This window comes from Streptomyces sp. NPDC093094, assembly GCF_044754345.1.
Classification (GTDB): domain Bacteria; phylum Actinomycetota; class Actinomycetes; order Streptomycetales; family Streptomycetaceae; genus Streptomyces.
The window spans coordinates 84,635-110,070 of record NZ_JBIVOX010000021.1 but is presented as its reverse complement, the minus strand read 5'-3'; the positions used below and the strand labels follow the sequence as shown (position 1 = coordinate 110,070).

At 70.8% G+C, this 25,436-nt stretch carries 23 protein-coding genes and 1 tRNA gene; 14 read left to right on the top strand and 10 right to left on the bottom strand.

Annotated elements, in window-relative coordinates:
* Window positions 1–183: 183 nt before the first annotated feature.
* Window positions 184–279: transfer RNA gene (locus ACIQGV_RS33185), tRNA-Pro, on the bottom strand.
* Window positions 280–386: 107 nt separating this feature from the next.
* On the opposite strand from ACIQGV_RS33185, the gene ACIQGV_RS33180 reads away from it, so the two are divergent.
* A complete protein-coding gene (locus ACIQGV_RS33180; protein WP_402501342.1) occupies window positions 387–1,331 on the top strand; it encodes a MerR family transcriptional regulator in 945 nt (314 codons plus the stop codon).
* An 89-nt stretch (window positions 1,332–1,420) separates the two neighbouring features.
* Window positions 1,421–2,275 carry an RNA polymerase sigma factor SigF gene (locus ACIQGV_RS33175; protein ID WP_402501339.1) on the top strand — a complete coding sequence of 285 codons (855 nt, stop codon included), beginning with the start codon at window positions 1,421–1,423 and terminating at the stop codon, window positions 2,273–2,275.
* Between the two features lie 58 nt (window positions 2,276–2,333).
* On the opposite strand, the gene ACIQGV_RS33170 is transcribed toward ACIQGV_RS33175, so the two are convergent.
* On the bottom strand, window positions 2,334–2,783 hold the full coding sequence (locus ACIQGV_RS33170; protein ID WP_402501336.1) for an ATP-binding protein: 450 nt from the start codon (window positions 2,781–2,783) through the stop codon (window positions 2,334–2,336).
* 230 nt (window positions 2,784–3,013) lie between these two features.
* Between ACIQGV_RS33170 and ACIQGV_RS33165 the strand changes: the two genes are divergently transcribed.
* From ACIQGV_RS33165 to ACIQGV_RS33150, 4 genes are all read left to right on the top strand, one after another.
* Window positions 3,014–3,184 (top strand): hydrophobic protein, encoded by a 171-nt coding sequence (locus tag ACIQGV_RS33165; protein ID WP_402501333.1) that lies wholly within the window; start codon window positions 3,014–3,016, stop codon window positions 3,182–3,184.
* Window positions 3,185–3,413: 229 nt separating this feature from the next.
* The gene (locus tag ACIQGV_RS33160; RefSeq protein WP_402501330.1) at window positions 3,414–3,767 is read left to right on the top strand and encodes a hypothetical protein; all 354 of its coding nucleotides are present in this window, start codon (window positions 3,414–3,416) and stop codon (window positions 3,765–3,767) included.
* A gap of 255 nt (window positions 3,768–4,022) precedes the next feature.
* The gene (locus ACIQGV_RS33155) at window positions 4,023–4,412 is read left to right on the top strand and encodes a BlaI/MecI/CopY family transcriptional regulator (RefSeq protein WP_402501327.1); all 390 of its coding nucleotides are present in this window, start codon (window positions 4,023–4,025) and stop codon (window positions 4,410–4,412) included.
* Window positions 4,413–4,869: 457 nt separating this feature from the next.
* On the top strand, window positions 4,870–6,183 hold the full coding sequence (locus ACIQGV_RS33150; protein ID WP_402501324.1) for an LCP family protein: 1,314 nt from the start codon (window positions 4,870–4,872) through the stop codon (window positions 6,181–6,183).
* A 203-nt stretch (window positions 6,184–6,386) separates the two neighbouring features.
* On the opposite strand, the gene ACIQGV_RS33145 is transcribed toward ACIQGV_RS33150, so the two are convergent.
* Window positions 6,387–6,842, bottom strand: coding sequence for a tellurite resistance TerB family protein (locus tag ACIQGV_RS33145; protein WP_402501321.1), 456 nt, complete (start codon window positions 6,840–6,842; stop codon window positions 6,387–6,389).
* 106 nt (window positions 6,843–6,948) lie between these two features.
* Window positions 6,949–7,974, bottom strand: coding sequence for a sporulation protein (locus tag ACIQGV_RS33140; RefSeq protein WP_402501318.1), 1,026 nt, complete (start codon window positions 7,972–7,974; stop codon window positions 6,949–6,951).
* A 456-nt stretch (window positions 7,975–8,430) separates the two neighbouring features.
* On the opposite strand from ACIQGV_RS33140, the gene ACIQGV_RS33135 reads away from it, so the two are divergent.
* Complete coding sequence (locus ACIQGV_RS33135) at window positions 8,431–8,922, top strand: ATP-binding protein (RefSeq protein ID WP_402501315.1); 492 nt, start codon at window positions 8,431–8,433, stop codon at window positions 8,920–8,922.
* 75 nt (window positions 8,923–8,997) lie between these two features.
* Here the strand turns inward: ACIQGV_RS33135 and ACIQGV_RS33130 are convergent, their stop codons facing one another.
* Entirely contained in the window at window positions 8,998–10,308 is a 1,311-nt protein-coding gene (locus ACIQGV_RS33130) for a cellulase family glycosylhydrolase (protein ID WP_402501312.1), read from the bottom strand.
* A 303-nt stretch (window positions 10,309–10,611) separates the two neighbouring features.
* Window positions 10,612–11,898, bottom strand: a complete 1,287-nt coding sequence (locus ACIQGV_RS33125; protein WP_402501309.1) for a cellulase family glycosylhydrolase — start codon at window positions 11,896–11,898, stop codon at window positions 10,612–10,614.
* A gap of 749 nt (window positions 11,899–12,647) precedes the next feature.
* Here ACIQGV_RS33125 and manA point away from each other — a divergent pair.
* The gene (gene manA, locus ACIQGV_RS33120; RefSeq protein ID WP_402501388.1) at window positions 12,648–13,844 is read left to right on the top strand and encodes a mannose-6-phosphate isomerase, class I; all 1,197 of its coding nucleotides are present in this window, start codon (window positions 12,648–12,650) and stop codon (window positions 13,842–13,844) included.
* Between the two features lie 95 nt (window positions 13,845–13,939).
* On the top strand, window positions 13,940–14,908 hold the full coding sequence (locus tag ACIQGV_RS33115; RefSeq protein ID WP_402501306.1) for an ROK family protein: 969 nt from the start codon (window positions 13,940–13,942) through the stop codon (window positions 14,906–14,908).
* A gap of 170 nt (window positions 14,909–15,078) precedes the next feature.
* Here ACIQGV_RS33115 and ACIQGV_RS33110 read toward each other — a convergent pair whose 3' ends face one another.
* Together ACIQGV_RS33110 and ACIQGV_RS33105 are read right to left on the bottom strand one after the other, a co-directional pair.
* Window positions 15,079–16,107 (bottom strand): LacI family DNA-binding transcriptional regulator, encoded by a 1,029-nt coding sequence (locus ACIQGV_RS33110; RefSeq protein WP_402501303.1) that lies wholly within the window; start codon window positions 16,105–16,107, stop codon window positions 15,079–15,081.
* Window positions 16,104–18,533: a glycoside hydrolase family 2 protein gene (locus ACIQGV_RS33105; protein WP_402501300.1), complete on the bottom strand. Its 2,430-nt coding sequence runs from the start codon at window positions 18,531–18,533 to the stop codon at window positions 16,104–16,106. The genes ACIQGV_RS33110 and ACIQGV_RS33105 overlap by 4 nt, the downstream gene beginning before the upstream one ends.
* 273 nt (window positions 18,534–18,806) lie before the next feature.
* Between ACIQGV_RS33105 and ACIQGV_RS33100 the strand changes: the two genes are divergently transcribed.
* From ACIQGV_RS33100 to ACIQGV_RS33090, 3 genes are all read left to right on the top strand, one after another.
* The gene (locus ACIQGV_RS33100) at window positions 18,807–20,129 is read left to right on the top strand and encodes an ABC transporter substrate-binding protein (protein ID WP_402501297.1); all 1,323 of its coding nucleotides are present in this window, start codon (window positions 18,807–18,809) and stop codon (window positions 20,127–20,129) included.
* 97 nt (window positions 20,130–20,226) lie between these two features.
* Window positions 20,227–21,201, top strand: a complete 975-nt coding sequence (locus ACIQGV_RS33095) for a carbohydrate ABC transporter permease (RefSeq protein ID WP_402501294.1) — start codon at window positions 20,227–20,229, stop codon at window positions 21,199–21,201.
* Complete coding sequence (locus tag ACIQGV_RS33090; protein ID WP_402501291.1) at window positions 21,198–22,061, top strand: carbohydrate ABC transporter permease; 864 nt, start codon at window positions 21,198–21,200, stop codon at window positions 22,059–22,061. Before ACIQGV_RS33095 ends, ACIQGV_RS33090 begins: the two co-directional genes overlap by 4 nt.
* Before the next feature lie 253 nt (window positions 22,062–22,314).
* Here the strand turns inward: ACIQGV_RS33090 and ACIQGV_RS33085 are convergent, their stop codons facing one another.
* Window positions 22,315–22,746, bottom strand: coding sequence for a hypothetical protein (locus ACIQGV_RS33085; protein ID WP_402501288.1), 432 nt, complete (start codon window positions 22,744–22,746; stop codon window positions 22,315–22,317).
* A gap of 284 nt (window positions 22,747–23,030) precedes the next feature.
* Here ACIQGV_RS33085 and ACIQGV_RS33080 point away from each other — a divergent pair, with 284 nt between their 5' ends.
* Both ACIQGV_RS33080 and ACIQGV_RS33075 read left to right on the top strand, forming a co-directional pair.
* Window positions 23,031–23,909, top strand: a complete 879-nt coding sequence (locus tag ACIQGV_RS33080; protein WP_402501286.1) for a GNAT family N-acetyltransferase — start codon at window positions 23,031–23,033, stop codon at window positions 23,907–23,909.
* A 77-nt stretch (window positions 23,910–23,986) separates the two neighbouring features.
* Window positions 23,987–24,730: a class I SAM-dependent methyltransferase gene (locus ACIQGV_RS33075; protein WP_402501284.1), complete on the top strand. Its 744-nt coding sequence runs from the start codon at window positions 23,987–23,989 to the stop codon at window positions 24,728–24,730.
* Window positions 24,731–24,850: 120 nt separating this feature from the next.
* Here the strand turns inward: ACIQGV_RS33075 and ACIQGV_RS33070 are convergent, their stop codons facing one another.
* Window positions 24,851–25,336 carry a DUF1269 domain-containing protein gene (locus ACIQGV_RS33070; RefSeq protein ID WP_402501282.1) on the bottom strand — a complete coding sequence of 162 codons (486 nt, stop codon included), beginning with the start codon at window positions 25,334–25,336 and terminating at the stop codon, window positions 24,851–24,853.
* Between the last annotated feature and the right edge of the window lie 100 nt (window positions 25,337–25,436).

Sequence of the window (25,436 nt, the reverse complement as noted above, 5' to 3'; positions counted from 1 at the left end):
GGCCGGCGCCCGTGCGGCGCCGTCCTGTCGGGGCGCGGTCCGACCCCCCCCCCCCCCCCCGCCCCCGGGCGGGGGGGGGGCGCCCCGGGGGGGGGGGGGGGGGCCCCCCCCCCCACGTCATGCGCCCGGAGATCGGAACGGCGACGGCACAAAGCGCTCTGCCGTCTGAGCCACACCGGCCGAAACCGGTGGCAGGACTCGAACCTGCGACCTCTCGATCCCACATCGAAGTACCCGTCGCCTGCGCACCTGGGCTGCTGCCCACCGTAGGACACCGGCAGGCCGGCACCCCACCGAATTACCGGTGCGCGCAGGCGCGTTCGCCGGCCCGTGCGCCGAAGACCCGGACTTGCGTCTCCCGTAGGGGGAGGTACGAGAGTGCGGTCATGGACGGCGACACACTCTTCACGATCGGCGACCTGGCCCGGCGGACCGGGCTGACGGTCAAGACCATCCGGTTCTGGTCCGACACGGGGATCGTGCCGCCGACAGTCCGCAGCCCGGCAGGCCACCGGCTCTACGGCATCGGCGCGCTCGCACGGCTCGACCTGGTCCGCACCCTGCGCGACCTGGGCATCGACCTCACTGTCGTCCGGCAGGTGCTGGACCGTGAGATCTCGGTGCCCGAGGTCGCGGCCGCACATGCCGATGCCCTGGAGACACAGATCCGCACCCTCCGACTCCGGCGCGCGGTGCTGCGCGCGGTGGCCGAGCGGGGCTCCAGTCCCGAGGAGATGGACCTCATGCACAAGCTCGCCAGACTCTCCGACGAAGAACGCCGGCGCCTCGTCACCGACTTCGTCGACGACACCTTCGGTGACCTCGACGCCAACGCGGACTTCGTCGACATGCTGCGCTCCGCCCTTCCCGAACTGCCCGACGACCCCGGCCCCGGCCAGGTGGAGGCATGGGTGGAACTCGCCGAACTGACCCAGGACCCCGGCTTCCGCGCCGCTGTCCGCCGTATGGCCGAGTACCAGGCGGCCGAACGCGCCCAGGGCGACACGACCGGCCTGCACCACGAGCTCACCGAAGCCGTCCGCGAAAGCGTCGGCCGCGCTCTCGACGCCGGGACCGACCCTGCCGCGCCCGAGGCCGGACCCGTCGTCGACGCCCTCACCGCCCGCTACGCACAGACCTTCGGCCGTCCCGACGACGCCGCCCTGCGCCGCTGGCTGCTGACACGGCTGGAGGTCGCCGGCGATCCCCGCGCGGAGCGCTACTGGTACCTGCTGTCCGTCATCAACGGATGGCCGGTACCGCCCGGCCTGGCGCCGGTGTTCACCTGGTTCACGGCGGCCCTGCGCGCCCGCGAGACTTTTCGTGCATGAGTGCGGGAGCAGGGGGTAGACGCTGCGTCGTCAGCCGACTCGGCCGACGACACGGGGACCGACCTTGGGAGGGGACGAGCATGGCACCCATGACGGCAGCCGCGACGGCAGCCACGACGGCAGCCACGACCCGGACGGCCGGACTGCCTGAGGTCACCGACCCCGCAGGGGTGGCACCCAGGGACGCCCGCGAGCTGTCGAAGCTGTTCTTCGGGCAGCTGGCGGTGCTGGAGGAGGGCACCGAGGAGCACAGCTACGCCCGGAACACGCTGATCGAGATGAACATGACCCTCGTCCGCTTCGCGGCCGGCCGGTTCCGCAGCCGGGGGCCGGAGGAGATGGAGGACATCGTCCAGGTCGGCATGATCGGCCTGATCAAGGCGATCGACCGCTTCGAGCTGTCGCGGGAGGTCGAGTTCACCTCCTTCGCCATCCCCTACATCGTCGGGGAGATCAAGCGGTTCTTCCGCGACACCACCTGGGCCGTGCACGTGCCGCGCCGTCTGCAGGAGGCCCGTGTCCAGCTCGCCCGGGCCACCGAGGAACTCGGCAGCCGTCTGGGCCGCACCCCTTCGGACAAGGAACTGTCCGAGCTGATGAGCCTGCCCGAGGACGAGGTCAGGGAGGCCCGGCTCGCCGCCAACGGCTACAACTCCTCCTCCCTGGACGCCACGATCAGCGGCAGCCAGGACGGCGAGTCCGTGCTGCAGGACTTCATCGGCGCCGAGGACGAGAGCCTGGAACTGGTGGAGGACTTCCACACGCTGGCTCCGCTGATCGCCGAACTGGACGAACGGGACCGGCAGATCATCCACATGAGGTTCGTCGAGGAACTCACCCAGGCGCAGATCGGTGAGCATCTGGGTGTCTCCCAGATGCATGTCTCCCGGCTCCTGTCGCGCTGCCTCGCCCGGCTCCGCGCAGGCATGCTCGACATCGCCTGACCTCACACGCCGCCGCCCCGGCCGCCGCCGTACATCGGTCCGGCGGCCGGGGCGGCGGTCAGGCCGCGGGTGCGGGGAGCGCGAGCAGGGCGACGACCTGCTTGCCCCTGGTCAGCGCGACGGTGTGGACCTGCTTGCACAGCAGGCCGACCAGGCGCAGACCGTGTCCTCCGACGCGTCGGGCGTCGCGTGCCTGCGGCCGGGGCGGGTCGGGCGAGCTGTCGCGCACGACGATGCGCAACTGGGCGGCGTCCGGGGTGATTTCGAGCAGGAGCCCCAGTGGACCGGGTGCGTGCTGCACGGCGTTGGTGACCAGCTCGCTGACGACCAGCTGGGCGTCCTGGCTCGGCCGGTGCGCGGGGTGGTGTCCCGCCCGGTCGAGCAGGGTGCGTACGGCTCGGCGGGCGTCCGCGACCGGGGCCTGCGAGGTGTGCCAGGCGGCGCTGTAGTACCAGGGCGCCGGCCGGCCGGAGTCGTGTGAACTCTGTTTGCTGAGGGGGGTGACCATAGACGTGATCCCGTGGTTGTTCTCCGCTTTCCGGTGGTGCATTTCGGTGATGTGGTGCGGTCGATGTCCTCGACCCGTTTACCCACTGCCGTCGCCCTCATGGGCATTCCCGTCGGGCCCGTCGGACGCGGTAATCGGCATGTGCCCCGGCTTCCCCTTCATAAACGAGGAGATTCCGGTGAATGCGGAGGGAGACGCAGGGTATTCGCAGGGTCAGGAGGTTGATAATCATGGTTCCTGTGCTTCTGGTTCTGCTTCTCGCTCTCATCCTTTTCGGTGCCGGATTCGCCGTCAAGCTTCTGTGGTGGGTGGCCCTCGCCGTACTGGTGGTGTGGCTGCTCGGTTTCCTCATGCGCTCCACGACCGCCGGCGGCGGCCGCGGACGCTGGTACCGGTGGTGATCCGGGCATCACGGTGATTCGAGTGCCGCGGTGATTCGAGTGCCGCGGTGATTCGAGCGACGCATCCCGCGCACGCACCCTTTCGAAGGGCCCGGCCGTCATCGGCCGGGCCCTTCGGGCATGCCCGGGGAATTCTTCCGCGACCGGTCGGCCTTATCCCGTGACCGGCCGGAGGGAAGGGGTAGTCGGACGGGAACAGACACGACTGAGCCGTCCATCGGAGGCGGTCATGCTTCCCCATTCGTTCGAGCAACATGTCCTTGTCATACGGGTGTCCAGCGACCCCGGAACGGAAGGGACGGCCGACCTGGTGACGGAGGTCGACGGCCTCGTCCGGGCCTATCACCCCTCGCCCGTGGTCCTCGTTCTCGACGCCCGGGCCGCCACCGGCGCGGCACTGAGCGGCGTCCTCCGCGTCCACCGCACCTGCAGTTCTCTGGGAGTGCTGCTGTCGGTCGCCACCCCCAGCGCCCGCGCACGACGCGTACTGGAGGCGGACGCGGACTCCCGCGCGACCCGGCTGATCATCCACGCCCGTGCCGACACGGCCGTTTCCACCGCCGCGCTGGCCGCGTGCGCATGACGCCCGCCGACTGCCTCCCTCTCCGCCCGCGCCTTCCTTTTCCGCTGTGACGGCCACCGTTCGGGGCCGACGGTCCGCGGGGTTCCCCTGAACACGCGGCTCGCGCTCCGCCCGCACGTCCGGCACCCCGGCTTCTACGATGGTGTAGAGGGCTGCGGCCGGGAGCCGGCGGCGGTCCTCGGCCGGCGTGGGGGCCGAAAGGCGTCCATACGATGTCGGCTCGGGAAACGGGCGGCGGCGGAAGGGAGACGGGGCGTGGCGGAACAGCGGCAGCGTCCCCGGCGACGGGGGCAGGGCGAGCTGGAGGCGCTGGTCCTGTCGGCGTTGCGGGAGGCGGAGGGTCCGGCCACGGCCGGCTGGGTGCGGGAGCGCCTCGGCGGCGGCCTCGCCTACACGACCGTGATCACCATCCTCACCCGGCTGCTGGCCAAGGGCGCGGTCACCCGGGAGCGCGCGGGGCGCTCCTTCGCCTGGACACCCGCCTCGGACCAGGCGGGTCTGGCCGCCCGCAAGATGCGCAAGGTGCTCGACGCGGAGAACGACCGCGGAGCGGTGCTGGCCAGCTTCGTCACCGGCCTGGACCCGGACGACGAGCGGCTGCTGCGCGAACTGCTGAGTCCACCGGGCGGCGAAAGGAAAGGCTGAAGCCTCGGCCGTCGGTGTTCACCTCGGCGGGGCCGGCCGCACGGGTCGCGGCGGCGGGGGCCGCGGTGCCGGCGATGTCGTCCGCGGACTCCGCCGTGACGACGATCCTCGTCCTGCGCGCGGCGACCCCGCTGTGACCTGAGCGGGCCCGCACGGAGCGGCCCGGCGTCCGCACGGAACGGCCCGGCGTCCGCACGGAGCGGCCCGGCGTCCGCACGGAACGGGCGGGATGTCATCGCCCGTGCGGGGGAGGGCAGTTCGTGCCGGAGGCGAGACTCCGGCCGCTTTCCCGCGTACCTCCTCATGAACGTAGAGTTCGTTCGTCCGGTGGACGCGGGGACCGGACGTCCGAGCACGGCAGACCAGGTGACCGAGTGCCGAGGAGCGATCGTCAGTGAGCGGTAGGGGAAGGCGGCGTGCTTCGGCCGGGGCCGGGAAGACACGACGGGGACGGGCCGTGATCTGGGGGGTGGGCGTGTGCTCGGTGCTCGTCCTCGGTGTGGCGGGGGTCGGGGCCTGGATCTACCAGGACCTGAACGGCAACATCAAGGGTGCGGACGTCGACGACAAACTCGGAGGTGACCGCCCGGCCAACCTCAGTCCGGGATCGAAGAACATCCTCGTCGTCGGTTCCGACAGCCGTGCCGGTGCCAACGCGAAGTACGGCAGCGACGGCCTGACGACCATGCAGTCGGACACGCTGATGGTCCTGCACATCCCGGCGAACCGGGAGTGGGCCACGGTCGTGTCGTTCCCGCGGGACTCGTGGGTGGAGATAGCCGCGTGCGACAAGGGCGACGGCAGCACGTCCGCCCCGCACCACTTCAAGATCAACGAGGCGTTCGCCCTCGGCGGGATCACCGGCGACATCGGCGGGGCGGCCGCCTGCACGATCAAGACGCTCGAGGACAACACCGGGCTGCGCATCGACCACTTCATGTCCGTCGACTTCCAGGGCTTCAAGGGCATGGTCAATGCCCTCGACGGCATAGAGGTCTGCCCGGAGGAGGCCATGCACGACGAGAAGGCCCTGCTGGACCTGGAGCCCGGCTGCCAGAAGGTCGAGGACGAGGCCGCGCTCGCCTACGTCCGCGCCCGCTACAGCGTCGGTGACGGCTCCGACACCGGACGGATCAACCGTCAGCAGGAGTTCATGCAGGCACTGGCGGCGAAGGCGCAGTCCAAGCTGACCAGTCCGAAGGCGCTCTACGGGTTCCTGGACTCCGCGACGGGGTCCCTCACCACGGACAAGGACATAGCCGGCATCAGACCGCTGTACGGCCTGGCGTCCGAGCTAAAGGGCATCCCCCAGGACCGCCTGACGTTCCTCACCGTGCCGAACTACCCGCGCGAGGCCGATGTGCCGAGCGACCGGGCCAATGTCGTGTGGCAGTATCCGCAGGCCGCCGATCTGTTCACCTCGCTCGCGAAGGACAAGGAGGTCGACAAGAAACGGCTGGCGGCAAAGGCCAAGGATCTCGTCTACGCCTCGAACGTGCGGGTGCAGGTCCTGAACGGCACCGGCGTCACGGGGCGTGCCGGGGTCGTCGCCGAGATCCTGCGCAAGGCCGGATACACCGTCGTCGGCACGGGCAACGCCCCGCAGACCGTCCGCGCCACCACGGTCAGCCATCCGCAGGGCCTGGACGCGCAGGCCGAGGTGCTCGCCTCCAGGCTGCCCGGCGCGCGGACGGACCAGGACGAGGGCGCGGCCGCCGGAGTGGTGACCCTGGTCGTCGGAACCGGCCTCGATCCCGAGGACATCCGCTGAACGGCCGCGGGGGGGGGGGGCCCCCCCGGGGGGGGGGGGGGCCCCCCCCCGCCCCCGGGGGGGGGGGGGGGGGGGGGGGGGGGGGGGGGGGGGGCCCCGGGGGCGCCCCCCCCCCCCCCCCCCCCCCCCCCCCCCCCCCCCCGCGGGCGCCGCCCCCCCCCGCGGGGGGGGGGGCCCCCCCCCCGCCGCGCGGACCGTGTCGGTCAGAGGTCGAACTCGTGCGGCGGCAGTCCGAGCGCGTAGCACGCCTCGCGGACCAGGGCCTGCTCGTCCTTGTCGAAGTCGCCGTCGGCGCCGCCGATGACGATGCCGATCTGGATGACGGCACGGGCCTCGGCGGGCTTCTTCTTCGCCTTGGCGATCTCCTGCATGACGCTCACCTTGCCGAAGGCGAAGTCCGTGGTCAGCTTGTCGAGGTTCTCCTCGAAGCGGCGGTGCAGGTCGGCGGCGGCGAAGTTCTGCAGCACCTCGTTGGTGGCGATGAGCTGGGCCACCCTCTGGCGCTCCGACGGGTCGATCGTGCCGTCGGCGGCCGCGACCAGCGCGCACATCGCCATGCTGGCGTCACGGAAGGCGCCGCTGGTGAGCTCGTTCTTCTTCGCCGTCAGCTGGGTCTGCATCTGAGACGCGGACTCCTTGACGCGGTCCCACAGGGCCATGAGTACTCCAGACGGGATACGGGGGAGGGCGGCCGCCCGGGGCCGGACAGCCGCATCTTCTACAGCAAGGTAGAAACTGGCGGGACGGTTCCCGCCGGGGGAAGACTCAGCCCTCTTCCTCCTCCTCGCCCTCGAAGAAGTCCCCGATCTCGTCGACGGCCTCGGCCGCGGCCATTCCCCCCACGACACCGACCGCGAGACCGGCCGCGCCCGCGGCGACCGCCGTGCCGATGCCGGGGCCGGAGCGGTGCCCGTCGTGGTGATGCTCGTCGTGACCGTGGTGGCCGTACCCGCCGTCGGAGCCGTACGCGCCAGGAGGGCCGTACGCGCCAGGAGGGCCGTACGCGGCGGGGGATCCGTACGACGCCCGGTTCTCGACCAGCCGGCGCACCCAGCCGTCGACCTCGGCGTTCCAGTCGCGGGTGTCGTGGTGGCCGACGGTGAAGAGGGCGAGCGCGTCATGGCCCTCGGAGAGGAACCCGCCGCGCTTGTCGGCCTCCAGGACGACGTCCATCCCGCCCGGGCCGGCCAGGAAGGTCACCTCGATCTCGTTCACCCGGGCCGCGTACTGCGGCGCGGGGGTGATCTCGATCTCCTGGTAGAAGGGGAGCTGCTGCCCCGTGCCGCCGATGCGGCCGTACTCCAGGTCCGCCGACCGGAAGCCGAAGCCGAGCCGGCCGAACGCCTCAAGGACCGCCTCCTGGACGGGCAGCGGGCCCACGGTCAGCGGGTCGAGGTCGCCCTTGTCCTTGGCTCCGGCCACCGACAGCTCGGTGCGCACCCCCAGGACGACGCCCAGGGGCTGCCCGTAGAGCTCGGTGACCGGGGTCTCCCACGGCAGCGTCACGCTGAACGGCACGTCGCGCCGCTCGCCCTCGGCGAGACGGAAGCCGCCGCCGACGGTGTACCGCTCGAAGGCGACGGCGCCCTCGCTCTCGCCGTCCTCGTGCTCGGCCTCGACCCTGGCCACCAGTTCCAGGGTGATCTGCTCGATGTCGAAGCCGGCGTTGCCGCCCTGGAGATGCACCTGGCCGGACAGCGTGCCGCCGGGCAGCACCGGGCCCGGGTCGAGGACCGTGTCGACGGTGGGTCCGCCCACGCCGAGCGAGCCGAGCAGTCGTTTGAACACCATCGTGGCGTCCACTCCTTCTCCGTGCGTGCGTCTTACGTGCGTGCGTCACCGAGGGGCGGTGACACCGACCGTCCCTCTACAGGAGAGTAGAAGCATATGGCCGCGGCGGACACGGAAGCAGGCCGCACCGCCCGCACTTCCTGACGTTCACGAGTCCGGACCCGCCGTGCGGCCTCCGGCCTCCGCGGCGTCCGCCCGGGAGCGTGCCGTCGGCCGTGACGGTCACCATGAGTGAACCGATAAACCCTCAGGGGAAAGCCCTGTGTGCGATAGATGGAGACAGTTTACTAAACTTTTGCTGAACTAAATTGTTCATCGCTAATCATAATGTCCGGCTCTGGACATCGTTGTCATGCCGGTGCTCCGATGGATGCAGAGCCGCACCTCGCCCGCGAAGGCAGCTCGGCCGGATCGATCGCAGGGACGGTCGGTCGGACTCTCCGAGATGAGGCCATCATGAACACCGCCGCGACCACTGCCGCCATCACGACCACTGCCGCCATCACGACCACTGCCACTGCCACTGCCTCTTCCGTCCTGCCGACGGAGCCCTGGCGCCGAGCCCCCCGCGTCCGCACCAGTGAGCTGGCCCTCGTGGACCGCTCCCGGCCCGTCGTACGGGTCGCACGGCGTCACGCCGCGAAGACCCTGGCCGACTGGGGGATTCCGGAGCCGGTGATCGAGGACGTCGTGCTGGTCGTCTCCGAGTTGGTGGCGAACGCGCACCATCACACCGCCGACGGTCCGCAGGAGCTTCGCCTTCTCGCCGACAGCGAGCGGGTGTTCGTCTCGGTGCGCGACACCAGCCCGGTCCCGCCGCTCTGGTGTGCGCCCCCGGACGGCGCGGAGGCCGAACGCGGACGCGGCCTGTACCTGGTGCATTCCCTGGCCCGTTCCCTCGGATGCAGCCGGAGCACGGAGGGCAAGACCGTGTGGGCCTGGGTATGAGGGCACGGTGGGCTCCCGGGCGGAAACCACTCGCCCGGGAGCCCACCGTGTCGCGCCATCGGTACTGTCGGCCCGTCAGTACTTGGTGCAGGGGACTCCGTCGAGGCTGAACTCGGACGGAACGGCACCGGGGCCCGAGGCGTTGAGACCGAAGCTCACGGAGCCGCGGACCGGGATGTCCTGCGTCCACGGCTCGTCGGCCGCGGTCACCTGTCGTCCGTTCCGGGACACCTTCGCGTTCCAGGCCGAGTTGATCTGCTGGTCTCCGGGGAAGGCGAAGCCGAGCTTCCAGCCCTTGAGATCCTGCTCACCGGTGTTGTGGATGGTGACGTCGGCGTTGAAGCCGCCGTTCCACGCGTCCAGGCGGTACTTCACGAGGCAGCCCCGCCGGTAGACGCCGGCCTCCCGCGAGGTGCTGCTGATGCCGTCCGGCCCGTTGAAGAGGCGTTCGCCCCAGGTGGTGAGTCGGCCGGCATCGAACTCGGTGGCCAGGTCCAGGTACTCGACCCCACCGCCGTTGCCGCTCCAGGACCAGCCCAGGTAGCCCAGGTCCAGGTCCTGCGCGGTGGCCATGACGGCATCCTCGTCCGGGTCGCCGTCCCCGTGGTCGAAGCCGAATTCACCCACCACGACGGGGAGTTCACGGGCGACGAAGCTGCTGAGATACGCCTCCACCTCGGCGGCGGTGTCGTAGACGCCGTACATGTGGACGGAGAACACGGTGTTGCGGTCGGGGTCGGCCGCGAAGACCTCCGGGGCGTTGTCCTTCATGGTGTTCGACCAGTCCTGGCCCCAGTTCGGGGCGTCCACCATGAGCGTGTGGTCGAAACCGGCGGCACGCAGGCGGGCGACGGCGTCCTTGGTGTCCTGCGTCCATGCGGTGTACCCGGCGTTGCCGTGCGGCTCGTTGCCGATGTTGACGATGACGTACTTCTCCTGGCCCTTGACCGCGTCGGCGACCTCCAGCCAGTAGTCGACCGCCTCGGAGAGTGAGGCCGCGTCGCCCTGCTCCCCGTAGCCGGTGGTGTCATGGGCCTCCAGGACACAGACGAGCCGGTTGGCCTTGCACTGTGCGACGACGTTCTTCACGTCGGCGACGTCGTTCTTCGTCCATCGGGTGCCCGTACTGAGCACCACCCGCACCGAGTTGGCGCCGAGTTCCTTGATGTCGGCGAGCGCCTGGGCGGTTTTTGAGGGGTACCACGTGTGCGCGTGACTGACACCCCGGAGGACGAAGTCCTTGCCGGTGGCGTCGACGAGCCGTCCGCCCTCGACGTGGAAACCGGGCTTCGGACCCTGTGCTGCGTGCGCCGTGCCCGGCAGAGTGACAAGTGAGGCGGAGGCCGCGATCAGCACGCCCGCCGAGGTGACCAGTTTCTTGTTCATGTGGTGCTCCCGACTCGCGTCCGCGCAGGCGCGGACATGTCTGTCCGCGCTTGCGCGGTGGTTCTGCGTGGATGAGGACAAGTTCGTGATCTGCGATCCGGACGTGTCCGCGGGGAGGCGGAATCGTGTCCGAACCGTCCGGCTCCCGCTGTCCGGCGTACTGCTTCGGCTTTCGGCCCGCTGCGGGAGGGACAATGGTGACGGGCGTCGGAAACCGACCCGCCGGATCGGCCGGCCGGGACCAGCTTGCCCCTGGTCCCGGCCGGTTCGTCATGGCTTTTGGCGGGGGTGCCGCGTCACGGCTCAGAAGTCCGCGGCGCTGCCCCGTACGACGCAGGACCTGTTGTTCTCCCAGCCCCAGCCGTCGCCGTCGGGGTCGGAGGAGCTGCCGTTGACGCAGTAGGGGTAGCCGTTGGGCGCTGTCCCGCCGCCCGTCGAACCGGTGTCCGCGGCGCTGCCCCGTACGACGCAGGACCTGTTGTTCTCCCAGCCCCAGCCGTCGCCGTCGGGGTCGGAGGAGCTGCCGTTGACGCAGTACGGGTAGCCGTTGGGCGCCGTGCCTCCGTCGTCGTCACCCGGGTCGTCCTCGCCGGTGTAGACGGTGGCGGTGCGGGACGTCGACGCGATGCCGTTCGCCCCGTCGATCAGACGCCGGCCCCAGTTGGTCAGGGAGCCCGCGTCGAAGCCGTTCACGACGTCCAGGTACTCGACGCCGCTGCCGTTGCCGCTCCAGGACCAGCCCAGGTAGCCGACGCGGAGGGACTGCGCCGTCGCCATGATGGCGTTCTCGTCGGGGTTGCCGTCGCTGTGGTTGTCACCGAACTCACCCACGACGATGGGCAGCTTGTTGTTGACGAAGTCGTTCAGGTAGCTCTGGACCTCGGCGGCGGTGTCGTAGACGCCGTACATGTGGATGGAGAAGACGGTGTTGCGGTCCGGGTCCGCGGCGAACACCGACGCGGCGTTGTTGCGCATGGTGTTCGACCAGTCCTGGCCCCAGTTGGGGGCGTCCACCATCAGCGCGTTGTTGATGCCCGCGTTGCGGAGCTTGACGATCGCGTTCTTGGTGGCACTGGTCCAGGCGCTGTAACCGCTGTTGCCGTACGGCTCGTTGCCGATGTTGACGATGACGTGGTTCTCCTGGCCGGCGAGCGCGCTCTTGATGCCGATCCAGTAGTTCGCCGCCTGGTCCAGGGAGGCCGCGGCGGAATCCTCGCCGTAGCCGGTGGTGTCGTGCGCCTCCAGAACGCAGATGACCTTGCTGGCCTTGCACTTCTCGATGATCGACGAGACCGTGGAGCCGGAGGTCTTCGTCCACCGGTCACCGGTGCTGAGCACGACGCGGACCGTGTTGGCGCCCTTGGCCGCGATGTCGGCGATGGAGCTGGTCCTGTCCGGGTACCAGGCGTGGGCGTGGTTGATCCCGCGCATCACGAACTCGTTGCCGTTCGCCTCGTAGAGGCGCCCGTTGCTGACGCGCAGACCGGTGGCGGCGGCCTGCGCCTCGCCGGCGGAACTGCCGAGGACGGACAGCAGCAGACCGAGGACCGCGGTCAGTGCCGCGGCGGTGGTGGTGCGCCACTTGCTCATGAGTCTTGGCTGTGAACGTGCCATGTCTCTCCCTCAGAAGGAAAAGCGGACAGATATGACCTCTCCCGGCCGCCGAGGCGGAGCCGGGAGGGCACCGGGAAAATGCCGTCGGCCGACACGAGGCGCAGCGAAGTGTGCTTCCTTGCGCTTCGGGATCTGACAACGTTGTCCATGCGCAACGGAGCCAGGGGTGCGCCCATGGGGCGGCTGAGGATCACGTCGGACCGCTCAACCGCCGGCCGTCGTGTCTCCATGAGAGCACTTCATGTTTCGGTCATGTCAATAGACGCGTCAGGTAATTTCGCCTCTACGCGCGATGTGAGCCCGCCCATGAACTAAACAAGAGCTAAATCGGTATAAGCGATGTCGGCTCCATTGCTCGACCGCTCCGCATCCTCTACGTTGACGCCCGAGGTGGGCCGCTCGGCGGTGCTCCGTCGTTCCCGGGCGAGGGGGAGGCGAAGGCTGTCGGACAGGCGGCCGTCCCCCCGGCTGCCCGTTTCTCCGGATCATGATCCTGAAGTGCTGATGTGTGCAGTTTTTCGTCCCCGTGAGCGGTCTCCCGGCGGGCGGCGCCCCGTGGTCCGTGTCCGGTCCCGCCATGAGCCGCGTCCGGCGGTCCGCGCGGGTACGGGCGTGTCACGGTGGTGTCCGGCTTCCCGAACTCATTCCCTATACCGGTTTAATAACAGAACCCTTCCGGCGTCGGTGTCACGTCAACCCGCGGTTAACGTAATCGGGTGGATCTCATGGAACCGATCATCAAGACCTACGACTGGGGCTCGCATGAAGCGCTCGCCCGGCTTCAAGGGCGAGACACACCGTCCGCGGGACCCGAGGCGGAACTGTGGATGGGGGCGCACCCTGCAGGCCCCTCGGGCGTCACCCGTGACGGGCGGACCCGCGGCCTGCACGATGTGGTGAGCGAGGCCCCCGAGCGGGAGCTCGGCGCGGAGTGCGTCGCTCACTTCGGCGGCCGGCTCCCCTTCCTGCTGAAGGTGCTCGCGGCGGATCAGCCCCTGTCCATCCAGGTGCACCCCGACCGGAAGCAGGCCCGCGACGCGTTCGGCGTGCAGGCGGCGAACGGGGGCGAGGGGCCCTACTCGGACGACTGGCCCAAGCCCGAACTGCTCTACGCGCTCAGCCCGTTCGAAGTCCTCGCCGGTTTCCGTACCCGCACCGAGGCCGCCGCCGTCCTCGACGGCCTCGGTGTCGAGGGGCTGCGTCCCGTCGTGGCACTCCTGGAGAGCGGGAGCGACGAAACCGCCCTCACGGCGGCACTCGGGGCCCTGCTGGAACAGCCGGCGTGCGACCGCGAGCCGCTGGTCCGCGAGGTCGTGGAGGCGAGCGCCCGGCTGGCGGACGAGCGGGGTCCTCACGCGCAGGCGTACGGAGCCGTGGTGCACATGGAGCGCCACCACCCCGGCGACCTCGGCCTGGTGGCCTCGCTGCTGCTGCGTCACCGGATCCTCGAGGCGGGAAGCGCGCTGTACATGCCGGCCGGCGGACTGCACGCCTATGTGCGGGGAGTGGGCGTGGAGTTGATGGCGGCCTCCGACAATGTGCTGCGAGCGGGCCTGACGACGAAGGAGGTGAACGTGCCTGAACTGCTGCGGATCACCGATCCCGCGGTGCGGGTCCCCGTCGTCGCGCCCAGGGCGGTCGCCGGTCCGGGCCGTACCCACGTCTTCGAGTGCCCGGCGGAGGAGTTCACCCTCTACCGCACGGAACTGACGGCCGAGGGCGTCCCGCTCGTGCCCTCCGGCGGACCCCGCATCGTTCTGTGCACACAGGGCACGGCACGGTTGCGCGGTCCGGACGGTGACGTGGTCACGCTTCACCCGGGCGCCTCCTGTTTCGTCCCCGACTCCGACCAGGGAGTCACCGTGGAAGGTGCCGGCACCGTCTTCGTCGCCGGCGCCGGACTGGCTGTCCACCTGCCCTGACCTTCCTCTCATCTTGTGACAACGTTGTCAAGAGATCGAGTCGTCGCACCCGGGCCTCCGCGGCCGGTGACGGCTCCCAGACGCCGAACACAGAAATGAGCACACAGGTGTATGCAGCAATCGACATCGGCGGCACAAAGATCGCGGGAGCGCTGATCGACGACTCGGGCGGGATCCGGGAGCGGACCGAGCTGCCCACACCGGCCCGTGAGTCCACATCGCGCCTGACCGGCACCGTCGACGCGGTGATCGACACGCTCGCGGCTCATCCGTCCTGGGCCGCCGTCCGCGGGATCGGCATCGCCAGCGCCGGCCCCGTGGACACGGGGAGGGGCACCGTGAGCCCGGTGAACATCCCCGCATGGCGGTCGTTCCCGCTGGTCGAGAGTGTGCGCGCGCATCCGCTGGTGCCCGAGGGGACCGAGCCGGTCCTGCTGGGGGACGCCGTGGCGATGGCGGCCGCGGAACACTGGCGCGGTGCCGCCCGGGGTGTCCGCAACGCGCTGTGCATGGTGGTCTCGACCGGCGTGGGAGGCGGCTACGTCCTGGACGGCGAGCTGCACCCCGGTCCCTCCGGCAACGCCGGGCACATCGGGCACATCTCGGTGGACATGGACGGACCGCCCTGCGCCTGCGGTGCACGGGGATGTGTCGAGGGGTACGCCAGCGGAACCGCCATCGCACGCCACGCGGTGCGGACCGGCTGGACACCACCGCGGGGACAGGAGGCGACCGCGGCAGCCGTGGCCGTGGCGGCGGCTGCCGGTGACGAACGTGCCCTCGCCGCCTTCGACCGGTCCGCCCGCGCCCTGGCCGCGGCCATCGCGGGCAGTGCCACCCTGCTGGAGATCGAGGTGGCGGTGATCGGCGGAGGGGTCGCCCAGGCCGGAGACATCCTCTTCACACCCCTGCGGCGTCATCTGCGCAGCTTCGCCGTCCTCGACTTCGCCCGGCACGTGGCCGTGCGGCCCGCGGCGCTGGCGAGGGACGCCGGTCTGGTCGGCGCCGCCGCCGCCGCCCGACGGCATGTGCTCGACGGCGGCGCCCCGGTCGCCGCTCGATGAGGGACCGCGGCCGGCCCGCCGACCCTCCCGTACGGCAGGGGAGCGGCCGCGGGCGAAGAGGGCACGGCGGACCCGGCGCCCGGCAGCCGTCGAGTCCGCCGGGGCCGCACCTCACGGCCGAGGGGCCACGGCATTCCCGCCGTGGCCCCTCGGCCGTGGTCGTCCCGCCGCTACGGGCGGGGTGGTGCGGTGGAGGCGCGGGGGACGAGCCGGGGCGTGGCGACCGGCTGGGACACCATGTCGTGGCCTGCGATCACCTGGAACAGGGTCTGCGCGACCTGGGCCCCGAAGGTGTGGACGTCGTGGCTCATGGCGGAGAGCGTCGGGTGGGTCAGACGGCACAGCTGTGAGTCGTCCCAGGCCAGCAGGGACAGCTCGTCGGGCACGGTGACGCCCATCTCGGTGGCCACGCCCAGGCCCGCGACGGCCATGATGTCGTTGTCGTACAGGACGGCGGTGGGCCGGTCGGCGGAGAGCAGCAGGGAGCGTGTGGCACGGGCCCCCTCCTCCCCGGAGAAGTCCGTCTCGATGTGCCGTCCGCCGTCCAGGCCCAGGTCGCTCATGGTCCGCCGGAAGGCATCCGCCCGGATCGCGCTGTGCCCGAGGCCGCTCGGCCCGCCCACCCGGGCGATGCGCCGGTGCCCCAGGGCGGCGAGGTAGCGGACCGCCTCGCCCACGGCGACGGCGTCGTCGGTCCACACCGAGGGGAACCCGCCCGTCAGGCTGGGGTGTCCGACGGCCACGGCGGGCAGTCCCAGCGCGCGCAGGGGGCCGACACGGGGATCGTTCTCGCGCAGGTCGACCAGGATCGAGCCGCCGACCTGGCGCTCCCTCCACCAGCGCTCCTGAAGCTGGATCTCCTCCTCCAGCGTGCCGACGAGCCGCAGCAGCAGCGAGCAGTCCCGCTCGGCGAGCACGCTCTCGATGCCGGAGATGAACTCCATGTAGAACGGCTCCAGGCCGAGCAGCCGGGCCGGCCGGCAGATGGCCAGCCCGATGGTGTCCACCGCCTGCCGGGACAGGCTGCGCGCGGAGGAGTTGGGGGCCCAGCCCAGCTGCCGGGCCACCGCGAAGATCCGCTCGCGGGTGGCCTCGGACACGCCCGGCTTGTGGTTGAACGCCAGCGACACCGCGCCCTTGGACACCCCTGCGGCGGCCGCGACGTCCTTGATGGTGACGCGCTCGGCGGGAGCGCTCACGCCGGCACCACGCAGAACAGGGCCGCGCGTACGGCGTTCGCACCGGTCTCGGTGGCACCGCGGACCGTCAGCCGGACCTGTTCCCCGGGCAGGAGCGTGCGCAGTCCGGTGTCGCAGACGGCGTGGGGCCCGAGGCGGTCGGGCTGCAGAAGCAGGTCCCGTACGAGTGTGTGTGCTGTCACCACGACATCGAGACTACCCTCACCCGCGTCGGCCGAGGACGCCACCGTCACGTCGTACTCGGGGGCGGGGTAGGCGAACTCCTCGTCGGTGACGGGGAAGTACGGCGCGCGCAGCGAGCCCTCGTCCGCGATCAGGAACTCCTTCGCGGACGCGGCGTCCGGCACCAGTTCGGGCGAGACCGTGAGCCGGTGCACCGAGCGCGGCTCGACGGTCCGGTCGATGATCTGCTCCGCGAGCACGGTGCCGTCCGCCTGCACGCGGCGCAGGGTCACCGTCGCCCGCCAGGGCTCGGCCGCCTGGTTGATCACGGCGAGGGCCGGTCCGCCGGGGCCGGGCTGAAGGGTCAGCAGGCGGTCGGCGTAGACGCGGCGCAGCTCGTGGTGGAGGGGCTTGAGCCGGCCGTCGCCGTCGACCGCGGCCCAGGAGGTGACCGGCCAGCAGTCGTTCAGCTGCCATACGACGGTCCCCGCGCACGTCGGCCAGTGCGAGCGCCAGTGTTCGACGCCGGCCGCGACGGCCCGAGCCTGGACGAGCTGGGTGAGGTAGTGCCAGCGGTCGAAGTCGTTCTCGGGCAGCCGGAAGTGGCGGGCCACTCCGCGGTTCAGCTTGCCGTTGCCGTCCTCCGCCTTCTGGTGGTGCAGCATGCCCGGCGAGTCCGGGGCCAGCCGCTCCCCGGGCAGCGCCCGCCGGAGCGTGGCCAGGGCGGGGGGCGCCTGCCAGCCGAACTCGGCGACGAAGCGGGGCACACTGGCCCGGTACTCGGCGTAGTCCTGCCGGTTCCACACCTCCCAGGAGTGGTGGGTGCCGTGGGCGGGGTCGTTGGGGTGGTGGTCCCAGGACCCGGACCAGGGGCTGCCTGCGGCGTAGGGGCGGGTCGGGTCGAGCTCCGCGACGATCCGCGGCAGCACCCCGAGGTAGTAGCCCTCTCCCCAGGAGTCGCCGTTCAGGGCGGGCTCCCAGTCCCAGTCCCGGAAGCCCCAGAGGTTCTCGTTGTTGCCGTTCCACAGCACGAGGGACGGGTGCGGCATCAGTCGGACAACGTTGTCGCGCGCCTCTGCCTCCACCTCGCCGCGCAGCGGCTGCTCCTCCGGGTAGGCGGCGCAGGCGAAGAGGAAGTCCTGCCAGACCATGAGGCCGAGCTCGTCGCAGGCGTCGTAGAAGGCGTGGTCCTCGTAGATGCCGCCGCCCCACACCCGCACCAGGTCGACGTTGGCCTCGACGGCCTGGGCGAGCCGCGCCCGGTAGCGCTCGGGGGTGATCCGGGAGGGGAAGACGTCGTCGGGGATCCAGTTCACGCCGCGCGTGAAGATCCGTACGCCGTTGACGACGAGGGTGAAGCCGGTGCCGGCCTCGTCGGCCGACCGGTCGAGCTCGACGGTGCGGAAGCCCACGCGGCGGTGCCAGGAGTCGAGCGGCCGGGCCCCGGTGCCGTCACCGGTGTCCACGAGCGTGACCTCCAGGTCGTACAGCGGCTGCTCGCCGTAGCCGCGCGGCCACCACAGGCCGGGGCCGGGGACCTCCAGCGTCAGGACGGCCCGCGTCCCCTCCACCGCTCCCCGCGTCTGTACGCCGCCGACCGACGCGAGCACCTCGAGGCGGTGGTCCGCGCCCTGCTCGGTGCGCTCGACGTCGACACGCACCTCCACCCGGCCCGTGCCGCCGTCGACCGTCACCAGGGGACGGACCTCCGCGAGCCGGGCGGTGGACCAGCGTTCCAGCCGGACCGGACGCCAGATCCCGGCCGTCACCAGGGTCGGCCCCCAGTCCCAGCCGAAGCTGCACGCCATCTTGCGGATGTACTGGAAGGGCTCCGGATAGACATTGGGCCGCTCGCCGATCATCGTGCGCACGAAGTCCGCCTCGTCGTAGGCGGAGGTGAACTCGACGTGGAGCCCGCCGTGGCGTCCCGTGACGTCGAAGCGGTACGCACGATGCATGTTGCGGCTGCGGCCCAGCTCCCGCCCGTCCAGTGTGACGGTCGCGGCGGTGTCCAGACCCTCGAACACCAGATCCGTGCGTTCATGGAGCTCCGTGGCGGTCTCGCCGGCGTCGACGGAACGGCTGTACGTCCACGACCGGCGGCCCACCCAGGCCACCTCGTTCTCGTTGAGACCGAGGTACGGGTCCTTGATCACTCCCGCGGCGAGCAGGTCGGTGTGCACACAACCGGGTACCCGGGCGGGCAGCGCGCTCCCGTCGTGCCCCAGGCTCCACCCCTCGGTGAGCTGGACGACTTCCTTCATCTGCGGCTCCTCTTGGCAGGACGGATCTGACGTCGTGAGTGACGACGCGCCTCAACCTAACGCGCTGGACATGAACCGGTCTAGTCCTGAGTCGCAGTGGCGCACTCAGAGAAGTCCCAGTTCAGATGGCGTGTATCGCGCAAACTCCATGAAGTGCATGTAACGATTAAGTATCGCGGACAGGCGAGAAGCTTTACCGGTTCATCAATGGGCTGGCATAGTCCCCGACAACTGCTGGAGCCCGAGCCGTGATCCGATGGAGGAGTGGGGCACATGGGGAAGAGAACACTGAGCGTCGCGCTGCTGGTCACCACCGCGCTGACCGTCGCGGGGTGCGGCGGCGGAGGGACGCCGAACGCGGGCGAGACGGCGACCGCGCCGCTGAACCCGGCCAGTGTCACAGGTGACATCACGGTTCTCACCAACCGTACCGACCTTGTGGACGACGGCACGATGAAGAAGTACGCGGCCGAGTTCAACAAGATCTACCCCAAGGTCGAGGTCAAGTTCGAGGGCATGACCGACTACGAGGGCGAGACCAAGATCCGGATGAACACCGACGACTACGGTGACGTCCTGCTCATCCCGGGCGCGGTCGCCAAGGGTGACTACCCGAAGTTCTTCGCCCCCCTCGGCAGCGCGGCGTCGATGCGCGAGAAGTACCTGTTCACCGACAGGACGAACGTCGACGGCAAGATCTACGGCGTCGCCTCCTTCGGCACCGCCAACGGCATCGTCTACAACAAGGCCCTGTGGAAGAAGGCCGGCGTCACCGACTGGCCGACGTCCCCGGACGAGTTCCTGGCCGGCCTGAAGGCGGTCAAGGCGAAGACCGGTGCGACGCCGTACTACACGAACTTCAAGGACGGCTGGCCGCTCAGCGACCAGTGGACCAACGGCGTCGGCTCGGTGAGCTGCGACAGCCAGGCATCCGACAAGCTCGCCGAGACGGACAGCCCCTGGGCCGAGGGCTCCGACCTCAGCGTCATCGACGGCCTGCTGTACGACATCGTCAGCGGCAAGCTGTCGGAGAAGGACCCGGCCACCACCAACTGGGAGAAGTCCAAGACGCTCCTGGCCAAGGGCGAGATCGGCAGCATGCTGCTCGGTTCCTGGTCGGTCAAGCAGATGCGCACCGCGGCCGAGAAGGCCGGGGAGAACCCCGAGGACATCGGCTTCATGCCGTTCCCCGCCCAGTCCGGCGGACAGTTCTGCTCGACCCTGGTCTCCGACTACCAGCAGGCCGTCAACATCCACTCGGACCACAAGGACGCCGCCCGCGCCTGGATCGACTGGTTCACCGACAAGTCCGGATACGCCGCCACGCAGGGCGCCGTCTCCCCGCTGAAGGCCGACCCGATGCCCGAGACGCTCCAGGAGTACGTTGACAACGATGTCAGAATGGTGGAACGTTCTGAGAAGAAGACCGCCGAGGTGAACGCGATCGACAACGCCTCGGAGATCGGTCTCAACAAGCAGGACTACCGCCAGAAGCTTGTCGACATCGCCCGCGGCGCCCAGAGCGGCTCCCTCGAGGACTACTTCGGCGAACTGAACAAGCGCTGGAGCGAAGCCAGGCAGAGCGCCGGCTCCTGAACCCCGCGCGCGCACGGGGCCCGGCTGTGCCGTCACCACCACGGCCGGGCCCCGGCGCCACAGCGCTCAGCGGACGATGAAAGGTCCTGGCCCTCACATGCCCCGAACCGACTCCACCACCTCACCGCCCTCAAGGGCCCCGCAGGACGTGCGGCCGGCGAAACACCGCGCCGGCCGCGGGACCGCGGACGGACGCCCCCGGCGTGAGCGAACGCTGCGCCGGCTGACCCCGTGGCTGTTCCTCGCGGTGCCGCTCGCACTCCTGGTGACGTTCACCTATGTGCCCGTGGGCAACATGCTCTACTACAGCTTCACCGACTGGGACGGGGTCAGCCCCGACCGTGATTTCGTCGGCGGGGAGAACTACACCGAAGTCTTCACCCGGCCGGAGATGCTGCGCGTCTTCGCGGTGAGCCTCTACTATCTGGCGGCGTCGGTCGTCCAGATCGTCATCGCCCTCTACTTCGCCACGGTTCTCAGCTTCGACCTGCGCTTCCGGAACGTCTTCAAGGGCATCCTCTTCTTCCCGTACCTGATCAACGGGGTCGCGATCGGCTTCGTCTTCCTCTACTTCTTCCAGGACGGCGGCACGCTCGACTCGATCCTCTCCTGGTTCGGCATGAACACCGACCACGCCTGGCTGGGCGATCCCGAATCGGCGAACACGTCGCTGGCGGGCGTCTCCGTGTGGCGGTTCACCGGACTGAACTTCGTGCTCTTCCTCGGCGCCATCCAGTCGATCCCCGGTGAGCTCTACGAGGCCGCCCAGCTCGACGGCGCCAGCAGGTGGAAGCAGTTCCGCCACATCATCGCCCCGGGCATCCGGCCGGTCCTGAGCCTCAGCGTCATCCTGGCGATCTCCGGCTCCCTGTCGGTGTTCGAGATCCCCTACATCATGACCGGCGGTGCGACCGGCACCTCCACCTTCGTCATCCAGACCGTGAAGTTCGCATTCCAGTTCAACAAGACCGGCCTGGCCTCGGCCTGCGCAGTGGTGCTCCTGGCGGTCATCCTGCTGATCACCTGGATCCAGCGCCGTCTTGTGCCCGACGAGAGGGTGGACCTCGTATGACCGTCACCGCTCCCACCCGGCGCCGGCCCCGCCGTCGCATCGGCGTCGCCACCGCGCTGACCTACCTGGTCCTGATCGTGGCGAGCCTCGTGACGCTGGTCCCGCTCACCGTCGTCCTCCTGACCTCGCTGAAGTCGTCCAAGGAGGTGGCGGACAGCAACAACGCCCTGGACCTGCCGGACGACTGGCTGAACTTCTCCAACTACGCGACCGCGTTCAACGACGGCGACATGCTGTCGGCGTTCGGGAACACGGCCTTCATCCTGCTGTTCTCGATCACGGGCACGGTGGTCATCGGCTCGATGACGGCGTACGCGATCGACCGGTTCGACTTCCGGTTCAAGAAGCTGGTCATGGCGCTGTTCCTGATCGCCACGCTGGTGCCGGCCGTGACCACGCAGGTCGCCACCTTCCAGGTCGTCAACGGCTTCGGGCTGTACGACACCCGCTGGGCGCCGATCCTGCTCTACATGGGCACCGACATCGTGTCCATCTACATCTTCCTGCAGTTCATCCGGGGTATCCCGATCTCGGTCGACGAGGCGGCGCGGCTCGACGGCGCCAACGCCTTCACCGTCTACCGCAAGATCATTTTCCCGATGCTCAAGCCCGCCATCGCCACAGTGGTCATCATCAAGGGCGTCACCACGTACAACGACTTCTACATCCCCTTCCTCTACATGCCCTCCGAGGAACTGGGCACGATGTCGACGGCGTTGTTCCGGTTCAAGGGACCGTTCGGAGCGAACTGGGAGGCGATCTCCGCCGGCGCCATCCTGGTGATCGTCCCCACGCTGGTGGTGTTCCTCTTCCTCCAGCGCTACATCTACAACGGGTTCGCCCAGGGAGCGGGCAAGTAGCCCGCGACGACACGGCCCCGGGGGGGGGGGGGGGGGGGGGGGCGCGCCCCCCCCCGGGGCGGGGGCGGGCGGGGGGGGGGGGGCGGGGGGGGGGGGGGGGGGGGGGGGGGGCGGGGGGGGGGGGGGGGGGGGGGGGGGGCGCGGGCCCCCCCCCGGCGGGGGGGGGGGGCGCCCCCCGCCCCCCCCCCCCCCCCCCCCCGGGGGGGGGGCCCCCCCCCCCCCCCCCCCCCCCCCGGGGCCCGGGCCGCTCCGGTCAGGGCGACCGGGGTTCGTCGGCATCCGGTGCCGCGGACGCGGTGATGCGGCGGTATGCGGCCCGGGCGTGGGCGATGCGGGCCAGCGCGGTTCCCACGAGCGCGGCGGAGAGCAGACAGGCCAGCCAGAGGGTGTCCCGGTGGCCCATCCAGCTCAGGACGCCCGCGGGCGGGATGGCGAAGCCGTTGAGGAACAGCCAGCACAGCACGGCTGTTCCGGGAGCCGCGGCGAACCGGGCGCGGGAACCCAGCAGGGCGGCGAGCAGGGAGAGCGAGGCCAGGGCGGGCACGGGACGGTCCGTGCCCACGGTGGTGTTGAGGAAGGCCACCAGCAGGAGTGCGCCGCCGAAGGCCATGGCCCATACCAGAGGTGTGGCCACGGGACGTGGAACCGGCCGGGCCCCGTTGCCCAGGGGAGTCCACTCGATCATGCTCACGCTTCCTTTCGGTCCGTTCCGGCGTCAAGGAGCAGGGGAATGCCAGGGGCCGGGCCACCGCGGCGCCCCGGTCCCGGCAGACGATTCTTCCACCCGAGGCGGCCCGGGTGCCCCGCCGCGGGCAGGGATCCCGGTGCGGTGGGGCCGAAGCCCGTCGGTGCGTGGACGCGCTCCGTCCGGCATGCCGACGCCCTTGCTTTCAGGGGTGGTTGCCGGAGCGGCCGCTTCGTGCCGGAAAGCAGGTGCGGGCCGTCGGTGCCGTGGTGTGGGATCCCACCATGGCGATCGTGTTGAGCAGGCCGGGAGTCGACGGGTTGGGCGGGGTCGTGCGGGTGCTGGGGGAGTGGCAGGACGACGGGACGCCGGTGCACCTGCATCCGGGGGACCTGGGGTGGTTCTGGCGGCACGGCGCGGAGGCGACGGCCGCGGCGGTGCGGACCTGGAGCCGGGAGGGACGGACCCTCGCCGTCGGCCTGCTGGACGGCCGGGAGCTGCTGCGGCTGACGATCGCGCCGGACGCCCGGCAGGACGCGGAGCTGGCACGGCGGCTGGCCGAGGACGTGAACGCGCCGGAGCGCGGTGTGCTGGGGGAGGGCACCGTGTACATCGAGGCGCCCGGGGACGTGCTGGTCCAGGAGGTGCTGTCCGGGCAGGGCTGGGACGACGACGAGCCGTGGACGCCGCTGCGCCGTGACCTCACGCGGCCGGTGGAGGACCCGGGCCTGCGCATCGAGGTGGCCGGACCGGACCGGGCGCAGGTGCGGACCGCCGTGCAGCGGGCGGCGTTCGACAGATCGACGTTCACGGACGAGCGCTGGCACGCGATGGCGGCCGGGCTGCCGTACGCCGACGCCCGGTGCCTCGTCGCGTACGACGGCGAGGACCGCGCGGTGGCGGCGGTCACGGTGTGGTCGGCCGGTCCGGGCAGACCGGGACTGCTGGAGCCGATGGGTGTCCACCGGGAGCACCGCGGTCTCGGCCACGGCACGGCGATCACCCTCGCCGCGGCGGCCGCCCTCCGGGGGATGGGCTCGTCGAGCGCGGTCGTCGCCACCCCCAGCGCGAACACCGGCGCCGTCGCCACCTACAGGTCGGCCGGCTTCCGGCGGCTCCCCGAGACCCGCGACCGCCGCCGGGACGCCCAGGGGCCGCCGTGACGGGCGTACCGGACCCCGCGACACGGGCCTGATCCGAACCGGCGGCACCCGAAGGAAACCGCCGCATACTGGCTGCCATGGCCGTCTACGACAGGATCGGCACGACGTACAGCCGGACGCGGCGGCCCGATCCGCGGATCGCCGCGCAGATCCATGCCGCACTCGGGGACGCCGCCGACGTGGTCGACGTCGGAGCGGGCAGCGGTTCGTACGAGCCGCGGGGGACGGTCCTCGCGGTCGAACCCAGCCGGGTCATGATCGGCCAGCGTCAGCCGGGAGCGGCGCCGGCGGTGCAGGGCGTCGCGGAACGGCTCCCGCTGCGCGACGACGCCGCCGACGCCTGCATGGCGCTCCTGACCGTCCACCACTGGACGGACCTGGCGGCCGGTGTCGCGGAGCTGCGCCGGGTCGCCCGTCGCCGCGTCGTCGTCCTGACCTGGGACCAGCACGTCTTTCGCGAGCGGTTCTGGCTCGTACGCGACTATCTGCCCGAGGCGGCCGCGTTCGACGACACCCGGGCCGTCCCTCCCGGCCGGCTGCTCGACCTGCTCGGAGGGGGCCGCCAGGAACCCGTCCCGATCCCCCACGACTGCGTCGACGGCCTCGCCGCCGCGTACTGGCGCCGCCCGCACGCCTATCTCGACCCGCAGGTGCGGGCGGGGATCTCCCTGCTGGCCCAGACCGGTGAAGAGGTCCTCGCGCCGGGGCTGAACCGGCTCGCGGAGGACCTCGGCACCGGCCGCTGGCACACGCGTCACGCCGGCCTGCTCACGCGCCGGACCGTCGACGTCGGTTACCGCCTGCTCGTGACGGAGCTGTGAGACACCGGCAACGCTGACCACGGCGTCCGGCCCGGGCCCGTCCGGGACCGGCGGCAGGATCCGGAGCGCCCGGGGGCCGCGGGCCCGGGGCGAGGCGGTCCGGGCCCTGCCCGCGCGGCCTCACTCCGCGAAGACCTCGCGCAGCTTGGCCTCCTGGTCGCTGTCCAGGTTGGAGCGGATCAGCTCGGCGTGTCCCGTCGGAAGCGCCTGTTTCACGCGGTCGACCACGGCGTGGTCCGACAGCAGGAACAGCGCCGACGTCCCCGGAGTGACCTCCGACTTGACCGCCTTGATGAAGTCGTCGTCGATGCCGACGTCGGAGAGCTTGCCGCCCAGCGCGCCCGCCGCCGCACCCACCGCGGCGCCCAGCAGCGGCACGAAGAAGATGAGGCCGAAGAGCATGCCCCAGAAGGTGCCCGACAGCGCACCCACACCCGTCAGGTTGCGCAGCTGCTTCGTCCTCGGCTTGGTCTCGCCCTGCGCCCAGCTGACCACGGCCGCGTCCACGATCTGGATCAGCTCCTGTTTCTGGAGCTCCAGCAGACTGCTCTCGACGGACTGGGCGCCCTCGGGCGTGTCGAACTTCCAGACGGTCAGGGTGGCCATGGTGTCCTCCGGTCCCTCGGATCACGGTTGTGCGCCCAGTTAACGGCTTGTGGGCGAAAGCCGCATTCCGGGTTCCGGTCCGGGGAACCCGGGGACCGGC

Coding starts and splice junctions, on each gene's coding strand:
- manA (WP_402501388.1), top strand. CDS start 12,648: ATGGAACCGATCATCAAGACCTACGACTGGGGCTCGCATGAAGCGCTC.
- ACIQGV_RS33130 (WP_402501312.1), bottom strand. CDS start 10,308: ATGAACAAGAAACTGGTCACCTCGGCGGGCGTGCTGATCGCGGCCTCC.
- ACIQGV_RS33160 (WP_402501330.1), top strand. CDS start 3,414: ATGCTTCCCCATTCGTTCGAGCAACATGTCCTTGTCATACGGGTGTCC.
- ACIQGV_RS33140 (WP_402501318.1), bottom strand. CDS start 7,974: ATGGTGTTCAAACGACTGCTCGGCTCGCTCGGCGTGGGCGGACCCACC.
- ACIQGV_RS33090 (WP_402501291.1), top strand. CDS start 21,198: ATGACCGTCACCGCTCCCACCCGGCGCCGGCCCCGCCGTCGCATCGGC.
- ACIQGV_RS33100 (WP_402501297.1), top strand. CDS start 18,807: ATGGGGAAGAGAACACTGAGCGTCGCGCTGCTGGTCACCACCGCGCTG.
- ACIQGV_RS33170 (WP_402501336.1), bottom strand. CDS start 2,783: ATGGTCACCCCCCTCAGCAAACAGAGTTCACACGACTCCGGCCGGCCG.
- ACIQGV_RS33165 (WP_402501333.1), top strand. CDS start 3,014: ATGGTTCCTGTGCTTCTGGTTCTGCTTCTCGCTCTCATCCTTTTCGGT.
- ACIQGV_RS33145 (WP_402501321.1), bottom strand. CDS start 6,842: ATGGCCCTGTGGGACCGCGTCAAGGAGTCCGCGTCTCAGATGCAGACC.
- ACIQGV_RS33180 (WP_402501342.1), top strand. CDS start 387: ATGGACGGCGACACACTCTTCACGATCGGCGACCTGGCCCGGCGGACC.
- ACIQGV_RS33175 (WP_402501339.1), top strand. CDS start 1,421: ATGACGGCAGCCGCGACGGCAGCCACGACGGCAGCCACGACCCGGACG.
- ACIQGV_RS33105 (WP_402501300.1), bottom strand. CDS start 18,533: ATGAAGGAAGTCGTCCAGCTCACCGAGGGGTGGAGCCTGGGGCACGAC.
- ACIQGV_RS33075 (WP_402501284.1), top strand. CDS start 23,987: ATGGCCGTCTACGACAGGATCGGCACGACGTACAGCCGGACGCGGCGG.
- ACIQGV_RS33070 (WP_402501282.1), bottom strand. CDS start 25,336: ATGGCCACCCTGACCGTCTGGAAGTTCGACACGCCCGAGGGCGCCCAG.
- ACIQGV_RS33085 (WP_402501288.1), bottom strand. CDS start 22,746: ATGATCGAGTGGACTCCCCTGGGCAACGGGGCCCGGCCGGTTCCACGT.
- ACIQGV_RS33125 (WP_402501309.1), bottom strand. CDS start 11,898: ATGAGCAAGTGGCGCACCACCACCGCCGCGGCACTGACCGCGGTCCTC.
- ACIQGV_RS33080 (WP_402501286.1), top strand. CDS start 23,031: ATGGCGATCGTGTTGAGCAGGCCGGGAGTCGACGGGTTGGGCGGGGTC.
- ACIQGV_RS33115 (WP_402501306.1), top strand. CDS start 13,940: ATGAGCACACAGGTGTATGCAGCAATCGACATCGGCGGCACAAAGATC.
- ACIQGV_RS33135 (WP_402501315.1), top strand. CDS start 8,431: ATGAACACCGCCGCGACCACTGCCGCCATCACGACCACTGCCGCCATC.
- ACIQGV_RS33095 (WP_402501294.1), top strand. CDS start 20,227: ATGCCCCGAACCGACTCCACCACCTCACCGCCCTCAAGGGCCCCGCAG.